This is a genomic window from Chroococcus sp. FPU101, assembly GCF_017312365.1.
Classification (GTDB): Bacteria; Cyanobacteriota; Cyanobacteriia; order Cyanobacteriales; family Microcystaceae; genus Chroococcus.
The window spans coordinates 1-13,142 of the sequence record NZ_BLJI01000061.1; the positions used below are offsets into that span (position 1 = coordinate 1).

Here is a 13,142-nt window from a genome sequence, read left to right on the forward strand (position 1 = left end):
ATAGCCATATCCTTGACGATAATAATCATTTATCAGATCATATAAATGATTTTGCTTTAGTCCGTAGGTTTCACCATTGTTCATCCGCCTAATTACAGTATCACCGTGAGATGCTAGAATATCTTCTAGCAAGTTGAATTAAAGTTTTAGGTGAATCTTTTTTAGAAACTCCAATTCTTGGAATTTTATAAGAGTCAAACAAAAATAATAGATGTCTTAATCTGCTTTTGAAAAGATAAGCTGATTGATAATAATGAGAAGTTAATTGTTCAACTTGTTTGTTGACTTTATTGTAAGGATATGCCAGGTGTTGAGCCGCAATTTGCCTATTAGATAAATTAGAGAGACAAGTTTTTAGGTCTTGTTGAGATTCAGATAATTCATATTTTAAATCTTGGAAAGTGAGGCGAGTTAAATCAGTATGGCTATAACCATGAGATTGAACATCATAAAATCCTAATTCTGTCCCTCTTTTTAAGTCTTCGCAATTCAGATACCTAGTCTTTTTTTGCTCCTTATCGCTTTTCATCTGTTTAGGATTAATATAAAGAACAATTTTAAGTGATTTATTATATTTTTCTTGGAGTGTTTCTAGTAAAGGCAGTAAATAAACATCAATGTTTTTATAACCATCATCAAAAGTCAACATGATTGGTTTAGTATTTTGTAGTTCTTTTGGAATAGTTTTAGAGTGACTAACAAAATAATCATAAAATTCTTGATTCGATAAAAACCAATAATCATTGTTAATCAAATAAATTAGTAATTTTTCTAAATTTTGTAGAGAATAATCTAAATAAGAAGCTCTTGAAGGTAAATCATTAAGACGGTTTTCATCATAAATACTGTGAAAACCAAAAATAGGTAAAGGAAGCAGTAAAAACTCAGTGATGCTAAAAACAGATATAACAATAATTAAAACGATCGCAACTATTTTAAAAATCGGATTTTTACGAAAAATAGATAACTTAATCAACAAGAAACTTCCTTATTCATCAACCGTCAAACTCATTTACTGATATCATAAATCATCTCGGATGTATAAAGCATAAGGTTGACACGATGAATAAATTACGCATTGGTCTATTGTTTGGGGGTCGTTCAGGAGAACACGAAGTATCAATTAATTCCGCAAGAGCGATCGCCAAAGCTCTCCAATCAGAAGAAAATCAACAAAAATACGAAGTTTTACCCTTTTATATCGAAAAAAATGGCGTTTGGCAAGCCCCAGAAATCGCCAGTCAAGTTTTAGCAGAAGGAAAATCTCTTTTATCCGATACAGCCACTAAACAACAGCTTTGGCAGTTTCCCTCACAAGTGACAGAAATTGATGTTTGGTTTTCTATTCTACACGGGCCTAATGGAGAAGATGGCACATTGCAGGGGTTACTCCAATTAATGCAATGTCCCTATGTGGGTAGTGGTGTACTTGGTTCGGCGGTTGGGATGGATAAAATAGCCATGAAAACCGCTTTCGCTGAGGCGGGTTTACCTCAAGTTAAATACATGGCAATTACACGCGCTCAAATTTACTCTAATCCCTGCGTATTTCCCAAACTTTGCGACGAAATTGAGCAAACACTGGGTTATCCTTCCTTTGTCAAACCTGCTAACTTAGGTTCATCAGTGGGTATTAGTAAAGTGCGGACTCGCCCAGAACTTGAAAAAGCACTCGATGAAGCAGCAAGTTACGATCGCAGAATTATTGTTGAAGCAGGTGTGATCGCCAGAGAACTAGAATGTGCAGTATTAGGAAACGATCACCCCTCCGCGTCGGTTGTTGGAGAAATTACCTTCGATAGCGACTTCTATGATTACGAAACCAAGTATACTGATGGACGTTCTCAAATGGTGATTCCTGCCGTTATTCCGCCACAAATTGCAGCACAAATTCAAGAAATGGCCGTGAAAGCTTTTACCGCAGTCGATGCAGCAGGGTTAGGACGAGTTGACTTTTTCTATGTAGAAAGTACAGGCGAAGTATTTATTAACGAGATTAATACCCTACCTGGTTTTACAGCATTTAGTATGTATCCCCAAATGTGGCAAGCTTCGGGGATCTCTTTCCCTGCATTAGTTAATCAACTCATTCAATTAGCCTTAGAACGCCATTCATAGAACTATTTTTCGGGTAATTCATATTGATTAACAATTCGTTTCGCATACTCAGGCACATGAGCCTCTAATTTCTCAGGATAATTGCGCTTGAGATAAAGATAATTGCGGGTGAAATGGGAATCAATGGAAAAACGAGCATATTCTAAACCTTTAGGGCCGATTTTTTCAATGACTAAACCCATCATTTTCGCTGCCCACATGGGTAGAGTAACGCCTTTATCATATGCTGGTATACTCTGCTGTACGGCGGCTTTGCGATCGCCACTCGACATGACAGGTTGTGTATCTAGCTGATCTTGGACTAAATCTAACATTTCTCGTCCCGTCTCATTGCGAACCATAATCCATTGCCACCCAAAAGGCGCACCCATATAGCCCACGACTAAATCAGCTAAGGAATTAACATAATCAAAACAGGACATACAAGACGGTGCAAATACATCTTTTAATTCTTTCGTATTTAAGCCAAAGAATGGGACTTTTTCAATAGAGCCGTTTTCATGCTTAAAATGTACTCGAAAGTCTTGCATAAACTCATAATGAACCACTGTCTCAGGGGATTTGCTGGTGGTTTCGAGAAACTTTTGTAACCCTGCACGAGACACATTATCAACACAAGGAGTCCCTAAAATATAGAGTTTCTCTAATCCTAATTGTTTTTCGACGGCTCTTAAGGCTTGAATCTGACACCCAACACCAATCACTAACAGGCGTTTCATCCCCGAATTCTCAATCTCTTCTAAAACCGATAAATTAGGAGATAGAGTCGGTTTATTGACCTTAGCGGCTAAAATTTCTTCACAGGTGCGGGCTAAAATGGGGGCGGGTTGAAAACGATCGTCTTGGCTATTTTGCACACAGACTACACCTTCTACGAACCCTTGGGTTAGCATCTCACAGGCGATCGTACTTACAATTCCTGTCCACTGCGCCCCCTCTATGGGTTGTTTCTTTTTCGCTGCCATCATATCTTGATGAACCCCAAAATAGAGTTCATTTGAACTATCTAAATCACGGCTGCGTCCATGTGCTTGTGCTTCTAGTTCGGCAACTTGTTGATGGATAAAGGCACAAGCTTCTTTAACGTAGTGAATATAGTAAGTGTCACAGAGTCCGCATTCGCTACAAAGTTCTTTAGCAGGGCGACGACTTCCACTCTTGAGGGCTTTTGCTTTTTTGTGAGGTGCAGCCAAGGTCATATATCAGTTTATTTGTTAACTAAATTTACTTAACGATCGTTTACCTTACCCCAGAACCTAGCCCAAATGTTAGGTATTTTAAAGAAATTAACAGTCTGACCTTGTTTAATCAGACTTAGATTGCTCGACATAGTGTTGTCGGTAGGTGCTGAATCACACGCTCAAAGGGTGATGAGTCTTCTAACGCTTGAGATAAAATTAAAGCCCCTTGAATGGCGATCGCGGCATCTTCTCCCCGTTGTCGGGCTAGTTTTTCTTCCATCCCAGACTCAATCAGGACAAGGGCGATCGCATCAACCCAAGCGCAAAATAGAACTTTTACCTTTTCGTGAAAGACATCACGGGCTGAACCTAGTAACAAAATAGCAAATAGGCAAGGTTGCTTTCCCCCTTCATAGAGTTGGCTCAGGCGATCGCACATTTGCTGTAATCGAAAAAGAGCATCACCTGGACTATTTAGTATTTGTAAGATGTTTTGATCTAACCAGCCTTCAAGATAATTAAGAACTGTTTCGACCATCTCATCTTTGCCATTGGGGAAGTGATGATAAAGACTGGCTTTACCTAATCCTGTCGCTTCAGAAATCCTAGATAGAGTAGCACCATCATAACCATACTGCCGAAACAGATTTAATAGACACGGGATATAAGTTTCTTTAGGCATTTGTGACAAGTTGAACCTTTACTCTTGACATTGTACCGAACGTTCGGTACAGTTAAATTAAATATAGAGGACTAACTTATGATTAAGTTATACGGTCACGAACTATCGGGTAATAGCTATAAAGTCAAACTAATGCTGTCTCTGCTGAATTTGGATTATGAATGGATTAAAGTCGATTTGATGACAGGAGCGCACAAAAAACCTGATTTTCTGGCTCTCAATCCCTTTGGTCAAGTTCCAGTATTAGTAGATGGAAATACAGTTCTAGCAGATGCACAAGCAATTTTACTATACCTAGCGCGGCAGTATGGTAATCAACAGTGGCTACCACTAGAAGCCGAACCCATGAGCAGAGTCATACGCTGGCTTTCGACGACAGCAGGAGAAGTACGACAAGGACTTGAATCAGCACGGCTCTATCATCTGTTTAAAGCTACCAGCATCGACATCGAACGAGCAACTCAAAAATCAGAATTTATTTTGGCTCAATTAAACAATCATTTGCAAACACGAGAATGGCTAGAATTGGGGCATCCGACGATCGCAGATGTGGCAGTGTTCCCCTATATTGCTCTTGCTAGTGATGCTAAGATTGCGCTTGATCAATATCCAAATGTATTAGCTTGGATTGAAAGGATTAAACAACTTCCTAATTTTGTGTGCATGATTGGCATTGAACAACTGACGAAAGTCTAGGAGGGGACATTATGCCACGTAAATTCGGAGAAATTGCCTTTACACCCGAAGTAAAAACAGTCCAAGAACAGCTAGGGTCACGCCAGACCTATGATCGGTATATTGCTAATGGTTCTGCTAATGATACGATTACTCCAACGATAGAAGAATTCATTGCTCAACTTGATGGGTTTTATCTAGGTACCGTCAGTTCTAATGGCTATCCTTACATACAGTTTCGCGGGGGGGCGCATGGTTTCCTCAAAGTTCTGGATGAAAAAACGTTGGGCTTTGCCGACTTTTTGGGAAATGTGCAGTATATTACAGTGGGTAATCTGTCGGGTAATGATAAAGCGTTTTTGTTTTTGATGGATTATCGTCACCGCAAACGGATTAAGATTTGGGGTAGAGCCGAAACCGTTGCAGGAGATTTAGAATTAATTGAACGACTTCGAGTCCCGAACTATCCTGCTGCAATTGAACGGGCAATCCTTTTTCACGTTGAAGCGATAAGCGAGAACTGTCCTCAACATATACCCATCCGCTATTCTGAGACAGAAGTCAAAGCCATAATGGCTCCTTTGCAAACCCGCATCGCTGAGTTAGAAAAGCAGTTAAGTTGACAAAATGTTACTTAAACTTAATTGACAAATTAGCAAATTTAAGTATCTATCTTTCGGCTTGTTCGTAAGCGGCGACAATGCGCTGTACCAAAGGATGACGGACGACATCAGCTTGTGTAAGATAGCAAAAAGACAGCCCTTCAACTGATTTTAGGATACGTTGGGCAACGACTAAACCTGATTCTTGTTGGTGAGGTAAGTCAGTTTGGGTAACATCTCCAGTCACCACCATTTTAGAACCATTCCCTAAGCGAGTCAGTACCATTTTCAATTGAGCAGGTGTAGTGTTTTGCGCCTCATCAACGATAATAAAAGAATTACTCAGAGTACGACCGCGCATATAAGCTAATGGTGCGACTTCAATTTTACCGCGCTCCATGAGATCAGGGATTTTCGCCGCGTCGATAAATTCATAGAGAGCATCATACAAAGGACGTAAAAAAGGATTAACTTTTTGCTGCAAGTCTCCAGGTAAAAAACCGAGCTTTTCTCCAGCTTCGACAGCAGGACGAGTTAAAATGAGACGTTCGACTTGATCACTCAATAAAGCTTGTACGGCTAAAACGGCGGCTAAAAAGGTTTTTCCCGTTCCCGCAGGCCCAATACAAAAGGTGATATCGTGGGTTTGAATGGCTTTGATGTATTGACGCTGGCGGAAAGTTTTAGCGCGAATCACTTCACCGCGTCGGGTTCGAGCAAGAATATTTTGCTGTAAATCTTTGTATTCTTCCGATTTTCCCGTATCTAGGGCATGAATCGCGGTTAGGATATCAGGTTCTGAGATAATTTTCGCATCTTCCCAATATGGCTTAAGGGAACGTACGATCTGCATCGCACGTTCCACCGCTTTTTCTTGGCCATAAATAATGAGTTCCTGTCCCCGTAAGACTAAAGTTGCTCCAGTATGACGGGAAATGGATTTGAGGTTTTCTTCTCGGTTGCCAGCTAATGCGATCGCACTATCTAGACTTTGAAATAGAATGGTTTGAGAGGCTTCTGTCATGACTATCTATCATAAAGCCTGAAGATAGCGATCGGGCAAACCATTTTATTTTCCTTGCGCTGCTGCGACTTCAACCACTTTAGCAAAGGCTTGGGGGTCTAGTATCGCGAGTTGGGCTAACATTTTACGGTTTAGCTGAATATCGACTTTTTTCAGTTGTCCAATTAATTGACTATAGCTTAGCCCTTGTTGGCGAGAAGCTGCATTAATACGGGTGATCCACAAACGACGAAAATCTCTTTTACGTTTGCGACGATCTCGATAGGAGTTCCGCAAAGCTTTCATTACCTGTTGGTTGGCTGTGCGGAAGAGTTTAGAATGAGAACCTCTAAACCCTTTTGCTAACTTTAGAATTTTTTTACGACGTTTGCGAGCGACGTTACCGCGTTTTACTCTTGTCATGGTGCTTGGTGTTTGCTTTTTTTATTGCGAGATGATCAGTCAAATTAAGAGATGAGATTTATAAATAAGGCAGCATGAGACGTACTTCATCTTCATCTTCAGGGCTGACTAAAGCAATGTTAGACAAACGGCGATGTTTGCGCTCAGAAGATTTGTGCTGCAATAAATGGTTTTTAAAGGCTTTACGACGAAAGATCTTCCCACTTCCTGTGGCTCTAAATCTTTTCGCTGCCGCCCTGCGGGTTTTTAGCTTGGGCATAGTTTCTCTACTAAATTCGACACAATCGTTAATTATATCACCAAAACACTATTCTACACAAGTTATTCTTTTTGAAATTAACTCGCTAATTTGGCTTTCATGGCCATTTCATCCCAGTAGGATAAAACTTTAATGATTTTGCCTTGTTCATTAATTTCAAAGGTACTAATTCCTTCAACGGTTGCAGTTTTGCTATTTTTGGCAGTAACTTGCATTGTCCACTTAATAGCAGCACTATTTCCCGCGACAAACACAGAATCTTGATTAATTTCAAACTTTTGATAGAAATTGGCTAGAATATTAAAAAACTTGTCCGCATCTTGTGCCAAGTTTAGCGGTGGTGTGCCAACGGGATCGCAAATTAACGCATTTTCATCGAGTGTATCTAGCCATTGGGGTAAATTGATGGCGGCTAGATTGCTATAGTAATTAGTAACAACTTGTTTGATTGTCTCTTCTAACATTTTTGCGATCGTACCTGTTTAAAGTAAGCTTTCTAAAACTGCACCCACGACACGATGATCTTCATCTTGTCGAAGATAGTTTAGCGCGTCTTGGGCTTCAGGTACAGGAAATCTAGCTAAAGCTTTGGCGGTACGAAAACGAATGCGCCATGATGGGTTAGATACCATCGATAGTAGTAGTTTTAATGCTTCGTCTTGTTTCGGTGTATTGACTAATAAACCTAAAACATCAATAGATGAAGTTCGTACAGTTTCATCATCTGCGGTTACACCATAGGCACAAGTTTCGTAGATTTCTTCAGGTGAGTTTAACTCGGTCATTGCTGCTAGAATACTACGACGGACTAACCAGTGATCATCTTGTACGAAAAGCGATCGTAAATGGGGTGCGGATACTTCACCAAACAGGGATAATGAATTAGAAGCTTCAGCGCGAACATTCGGATCACGATCAAACTTCATCATTTCGAGTAAAGCAGCGAAAGACTCGGCAGTGCGTTTTTTACCTAAACCCATTGCGACAAAGGAACGGACTAAAAATTCTTGATCCTGTATTTTGCTTAAAAGTAGCGGCACAGCAACATCAGGTTCATAATTTTTTAACTCTACTATCGCTTTAAGACGCTGTTGTGAGTCAGTATCCGATAAATAGGCTTCGATTTGGTTAAGATCCATAAAAGGTGATTGGCTGATAAGTTCTTTAATCTTTACTTTACTTAAGGTAACGTGTTTTGGGAAGATAGAAGAAGGTGTTATAACCTTATTTTCGGCTTTGGTTCAGACGTCAGATAGACTGATATTTGTGGATAAAGAAAGGGAAAATACAAGGAGTAATCACCGAATCAATCTAAATTAAATTAATCGAACCTGTTTAAGAAATACTATGCAACTCACCGAAAGAGCCAAAGAATTAATTACTAAATCTAGAATTGTTAGTTTTGACAATTGGAAGGATGTTTATTCTGATGAAACAATTGCTATTTTTCAAGCGGCTGATGATCAAGGACGTTATTTAACAGATGAAGATATTGAACAAATTAAAACCCTTGAGCCTGAGCATAATTTCAGTTTAGAAAAAGTGCAATTATTACGAGACGAAGCACCTGATATTATTGCTAAAGCACGACAAAAAGTCTTAGATACTTTTCCAAATATTACCGAACCGGGAGGCGATTTATATCCTCCTGCTAGGGCTGAGGCTTGTTGGCGAGATTATTGGCATTTCTTGAGATGTATTAGCTATGGAATTGCTGTAAATCAAACCGAATATACGAGTCAAAAAGGATTAGATAATATGCAGCTTCTCTATCAAGAATTGCGAGTCCCTCGTGAGGCGATGGTTTTAGGTTTAGAACAGTTAAAAGTGTTTAGTTTACAAAAATTCTCTGAGGAGGAACAAGCTAATTTAAGTCCTTATTTTGAGTATCTAATTTCAGAAATGAAGCAATTTTAAATCGTTCAATTTGTAGGAATGGCGAATTAGTTTAAAAATTCATCTTTCCTACAATTTGTTAATAAACGATTAATCTATACGGAAGAAAAAGCGCAAAAATTGAGGATTTAGACTTTCTTTAAAGAGTTTTTCCGAACAAATCGAAGATATATAAATAAGAGTTGATACAGCTGTTCGTTTAACCTTCTAATTATCCTTCGACTACTATATTAACGACGGGGGCGACCTCCCGCTTGACTAACTACTCGGATATATTCGGGAGGCACAATCATTCTAACTCGCTCTCCATTTACTTCTACAATGTCTTGTAATCCCCTTTCTTCCATGAGCGAAAGGATATCAATTCGCTCATTTTTTGCCTCTAAAAAATCAATAAATTGCTCTAAAGAATCTGCACTACGCAAATATTCTTGCAGTCGTCGCCAAAGTTTTGGCCAAATAGGTGGAATTGTCGCTAAATCAGCACTATTAGTAACCGTAACGCCTTCTAAAGTCTGATCGTCTATCCAATATCCTAACTTTTCTTGTTGTGCTTTTTTTAGAGCAATATTCAATTCATTTCGTAAATTGGCAAAAAGAGTATTGTAATAGAGAGGATAAGCATAACCTCGTAACATTTGCTGATAGTTAACTGAATCGCGTAACAATACTTTATCTAAAAAGATTTCCTCGCCATCTGATTGTTCTGTTTCTCCCGCAAAGACAAAACAAATCGGACGACCTGAAGTATCATCAGTCATTCGTGCTAGGATATAGCCTTCTGGTGTGGGTTGACTGTCGCTGTAACCAATGAGATCGAACATACTTTCTTTAGCTTGCGTTGAGAAGGGCTTAATTGCGGCTTTCTCTATTGCATCTATTCCCTCAAAACGGAGTTGCACTGTTCCGTTACTCATTGATATATTTGGTCGTCGCCCTTCTAATTGTAATAATAATTCTCTTTGATTCGCACGAAAACGAACAGAATCCCCGTCAGGTTCGCCAATTTGTGGGGTAAAAACCCCTTTAATTAAGATAAAAGGCATAAAACACTCCAAATCAATTTTTTTTAATTGAGTTGGGGAACAATCTGTCTAAATTATAGTATGCTCTTTGTTTAAGAATTAATACATTTTTTACTTTCTAGCCAGCCAATGAATTCACAGTCTGATAGCTAAAGTCGGTTGAAACCGACTAATTAGAGGTATCCTAATCCGTTTTAACAAGGGGCTGTCCGCGCCACTTGAAGATTTCGGCTTGTAAGCCCTGTAGGATTTTAGCTGTGAGCCGTGAAATTGATTTCACGGTGGTTTATAAAACTCACTGATAATGATGCAAGATCTCAGTTTTAACCGACTTAAGCTATCTTCATGTGCAGCGGTGGGAATGGTTTCAATCCCGTAAACAGGATTCAGTTAATAGAAAGACCTTATGAGTAGGAACTCCCCAGACTCCTAACGCTTGTTTCAATCCCGTAAACAGGATTCAGTTAATAGAAAGCTACTGGGTCGGGCATATCTTTAATGCGCGTGCAAACTGTTTCAATCCCGTAAACAGGATTTAGTTAATAGAAAGGTTACACGTCCAAGACATAGGATGCCCTGGGGTTACGTTTCAATCCCGTAAACAGGATTCAGTTAATAGAAAGTAATAATACTGATGTAATAGAATCTATTAATAATTGTTTCAATCCCGTAAACAGGATTCAGTTAATAGAAAGTTTATAGTACTCTTGAAACATTCTTATATATTGTTGTTTCAATCCCGTAAACAGGATTCAGTTAATAGAAAGATCCGATTGGAACAAGCCTATTAAGTAAAACAATCAGTTTCAATCCCGTAAACAGGATTCAGTTAATAGAAAGTTGGATTTAGCTCAAAAAACTGTCTTCCAATGGTAGAGTTTCAATCCCGTAAACAGGATTCAGTTAATAGAAAGGAGATTTTCCGACACGGATTCGTTTATCGATCGCAGTTTCAATCCCGTAAACAGGATTCAGTTAATAGAAAGTGCCTTCTTTGCTAATTACAATGGGTTGAGCATTTGCGTTTCAATCCCGTAAACAGGATTCAGTTAATAGAAAGTGGATTACCTAAGTTAGCTCGCGCAATTCAAAACTCTGTTTCAATCCCGTAAACAGGATTCAGTTAATAGAAAGTCAAAACTCTAACTCTGCGCGCTATGAATATTGGGCGTTTCAATCCCGTAAACAGGATTCAGTTAATAGAAAGGAGGCAGATCCGCAAGCGGATCGTCCTCCGATTTGCGTTTCAATCCCGTAAACAGGATTCAGTTAATAGAAAGTCTCTGATCGGATTTTATGTAGCTGGAAAAAAAACAGTTTCAATCCCGTAAACAGGATTCAGTTAATAGAAAGTACTGCCCCTAAACGAGTATTATCAAAAATATCTTTTCTTTGTTTCAATCCCGTAAACAGGATTCAGTTAATAGAAAGATATCTATAATTGTTTCTTTTAGAAAAGAAAATTATGTTTCAATCCCGTAAACAGGATTCAGTTAATAGAAAGTTCTCTAAGTTATTTATTTTCTCTACAGTAAAGATGTTTCAATCCCGTAAACAGGATTCAGTTAATAGAAAGCAAATATTTATTTATGATTCTAATAATAAAAAAATGTTTCAATCCCGTAAACAGGATTCAGTTAATAGAAAGTCTTTTTGGAGTATCATTTGTGGCTATGGCGATCGCTGTTTCAATCCCGTAAACAGGATTCAGTTAATAGAAAGTGCCATAGATAAGTTTCACGAGCGTCCCCATCGCCAGTTTCAATCCCGTAAACAGGATTCAGTTAATAGAAAGAATTCCGCGATTAGCTCTATTTTGATCGTATTGGGGTTTCAATCCCGTAAACAGGATTCAGTTAATAGAAAGCAAAGCTGGCTACTCGTTTTGGGATGTGGCTATCTGATGTTTCAATCCCGTAAACAGGATTCAGTTAATAGAAAGCGAATCTGGGTATCCGAAAGAATCGTCACACTTGGTTTCAATCCCGTAAACAGGATTCAGTTAATAGAAAGCACATTTTCTCAAGATCGTGTGTGACCACAATCACAGGTTTCAATCCCGTAAACAGGATTCAGTTAATAGAAAGTGTTGTGATGTGCTTTTATTTGCCTAACTTTGTCCCGTTTCAATCCCGTAAACAGGATTCAGTTAATAGAAAGGCTTTAGGGCAGTTCCTAAAATGACATGATTCGTACTGTTTCAATCCCGTAAACAGGATTCAGTTAATAGAAAGTGTGGCTGTAATCGTTTCGACATTGCTGGTTAATCGTTTCAATCCCGTAAACAGGATTCAGTTAATAGAAAGTTGTCTTTCGTCACCGAAATAATAGAAAGCGCATCGGGTTTCAATCCCGTAAACAGGATTCAGTTAATAGAAAGTTTCCTGTTCCTGTGACGGAAGGACAGCTAAAGACGAGTTTCAATCCCGTAAACAGGATTCAGTTAATAGAAAGTCAAAATCCCTAAAGGACAAACTAATCAGTACATTTTGTTTCAATCCCGTAAACAGGATTCAGTTAATAGAAAGATAAGAAACCGTATTATCCTTTAATAGATTATGCTTGTTTCAATCCCGTAAACAGGATTCAGTTAATAGAAAGAGTTAGTAGTATCAAGCGCTACTTGACTAAATGGAGTTTCAATCCCGTAAACAGGATTCAGTTAATAGAAAGAGCATAATTTAGGGACTAACCCTTGGGTAATGCAGGTTTCAATCCCGTAAACAGGATTCAGTTAATAGAAAGCAATTAAAGTAGGGTATCGTGAGCTGCGCGATGGCGGTTTCAATCCCGTAAACAGGATTCAGTTAATAGAAAGTCCCCGCGGGGACTAACTTAAACGCCGTCAAAGCAGTTTCAATCCCGTAAACAGGATTCAGTTAATAGAAAGCAACAGAGAATAAAAAATAGCCGTGAGCAGTTAGATGTTTCAATCCCGTAAACAGGATTCAGTTAATAGAAAGTTCAAACCGGGGCGGTCTTCTTGGGGGGCTAAGCGTTTCAATCCCGTAAACAGGATTCAGTTAATAGAAAGTAGCGGACACAACGTTCCTTCTAAAGTCTATCAAGGTTTCAATCCCGTAAACAGGATTCAGTTAATAGAAAGAACTATTCCCCTCTGTCAAAGAGTATAAACAAACTGTTTCAATCCCGTAAACAGGATTCAGTTAATAGAAAGAACCAACCACCAGAACTACAAAAATGTCAGAATCCAGTTTCAATCCCGTAAACAGGATTCAGTTAATAGAAAGGAGCCAGTAAACTGTTGAGCGTCTAAA

The 13,142-nt window shown here is 38.8% G+C and carries 13 protein-coding genes and 1 CRISPR repeat array; of the genes, 4 read left to right on the plus strand and 9 right to left on the minus strand.

The window, feature by feature from the left end; genetic code table 11:
* Positions 1–100: 100 nt before the first annotated feature.
* Positions 101–976 (minus strand): polysaccharide deacetylase family protein, encoded by an 876-nt coding sequence (locus CFPU101_RS23840; RefSeq protein WP_206818186.1) that lies wholly within the window; start codon positions 974–976, stop codon positions 101–103.
* A gap of 86 nt (positions 977–1,062) precedes the next feature.
* On the opposite strand from CFPU101_RS23840, the gene CFPU101_RS23845 reads away from it, so the two are divergent.
* Positions 1,063–2,118, plus strand: a complete 1,056-nt coding sequence (locus CFPU101_RS23845; protein WP_206818189.1) for a D-alanine--D-alanine ligase family protein — start codon at positions 1,063–1,065, stop codon at positions 2,116–2,118.
* Between the two features lie 2 nt (positions 2,119–2,120).
* Here CFPU101_RS23845 and CFPU101_RS23850 read toward each other — a convergent pair whose 3' ends face one another.
* Together CFPU101_RS23850 and CFPU101_RS23855 are read right to left on the minus strand one after the other, a co-directional pair.
* A complete protein-coding gene (locus CFPU101_RS23850; protein ID WP_206818190.1) occupies positions 2,121–3,317 on the minus strand; it encodes a Coenzyme F420 hydrogenase/dehydrogenase, beta subunit C-terminal domain in 1,197 nt (398 codons plus the stop codon).
* A gap of 115 nt (positions 3,318–3,432) precedes the next feature.
* On the minus strand, positions 3,433–3,981 hold the full coding sequence (locus CFPU101_RS23855; protein ID WP_206818192.1) for a TetR/AcrR family transcriptional regulator: 549 nt from the start codon (positions 3,979–3,981) through the stop codon (positions 3,433–3,435).
* A 78-nt stretch (positions 3,982–4,059) separates the two neighbouring features.
* Here CFPU101_RS23855 and CFPU101_RS23860 point away from each other — a divergent pair, with 78 nt between their 5' ends.
* Together CFPU101_RS23860 and CFPU101_RS23865 are read left to right on the plus strand one after the other, a co-directional pair.
* Entirely contained in the window at positions 4,060–4,677 is a 618-nt protein-coding gene (locus CFPU101_RS23860; RefSeq protein ID WP_206818194.1) for a glutathione S-transferase family protein, read from the plus strand.
* An 11-nt stretch (positions 4,678–4,688) separates the two neighbouring features.
* On the plus strand, positions 4,689–5,279 hold the full coding sequence (locus CFPU101_RS23865) for a pyridoxamine 5'-phosphate oxidase family protein (protein WP_206818196.1): 591 nt from the start codon (positions 4,689–4,691) through the stop codon (positions 5,277–5,279).
* Positions 5,280–5,325: 46 nt separating this feature from the next.
* Here the strand turns inward: CFPU101_RS23865 and CFPU101_RS23870 are convergent, their stop codons facing one another.
* The 5 genes from CFPU101_RS23870 to CFPU101_RS23890 form a co-directional block, all read right to left on the minus strand.
* On the minus strand, positions 5,326–6,282 hold the full coding sequence (locus CFPU101_RS23870) for a PhoH family protein (protein ID WP_206818197.1): 957 nt from the start codon (positions 6,280–6,282) through the stop codon (positions 5,326–5,328).
* A gap of 45 nt (positions 6,283–6,327) precedes the next feature.
* Positions 6,328–6,684: a 50S ribosomal protein L20 gene (rplT, locus tag CFPU101_RS23875; RefSeq protein WP_206818199.1), complete on the minus strand. Its 357-nt coding sequence runs from the start codon at positions 6,682–6,684 to the stop codon at positions 6,328–6,330.
* 58 nt (positions 6,685–6,742) lie between these two features.
* On the minus strand, positions 6,743–6,943 hold the full coding sequence (gene rpmI / locus CFPU101_RS23880; RefSeq protein ID WP_206818200.1) for a 50S ribosomal protein L35: 201 nt from the start codon (positions 6,941–6,943) through the stop codon (positions 6,743–6,745).
* A gap of 77 nt (positions 6,944–7,020) precedes the next feature.
* Positions 7,021–7,407, minus strand: a complete 387-nt coding sequence (locus CFPU101_RS23885) for a nuclear transport factor 2 family protein (protein ID WP_206818201.1) — start codon at positions 7,405–7,407, stop codon at positions 7,021–7,023.
* Positions 7,408–7,425: 18 nt separating this feature from the next.
* Positions 7,426–8,082: a HEAT repeat domain-containing protein gene (locus CFPU101_RS23890; RefSeq protein ID WP_206818202.1), complete on the minus strand. Its 657-nt coding sequence runs from the start codon at positions 8,080–8,082 to the stop codon at positions 7,426–7,428.
* Positions 8,083–8,290: 208 nt separating this feature from the next.
* Here CFPU101_RS23890 and CFPU101_RS23895 point away from each other — a divergent pair, with 208 nt between their 5' ends.
* Positions 8,291–8,860 (plus strand): phycobilisome protein, encoded by a 570-nt coding sequence (locus CFPU101_RS23895; protein WP_206818203.1) that lies wholly within the window; start codon positions 8,291–8,293, stop codon positions 8,858–8,860.
* A gap of 209 nt (positions 8,861–9,069) precedes the next feature.
* Here the strand turns inward: CFPU101_RS23895 and CFPU101_RS23900 are convergent, their stop codons facing one another.
* A complete protein-coding gene (locus CFPU101_RS23900; protein ID WP_206818204.1) occupies positions 9,070–9,885 on the minus strand; it encodes a hypothetical protein in 816 nt (271 codons plus the stop codon).
* Between the two features lie 343 nt (positions 9,886–10,228).
* A CRISPR array of direct repeats spans positions 10,229–13,115; the repeat unit is 37 nt; unit sequence GTTTCAATCCCGTAAACAGGATTCAGTTAATAGAAAG.
* The last annotated feature ends 27 nt before the right edge of the window (positions 13,116–13,142 follow it).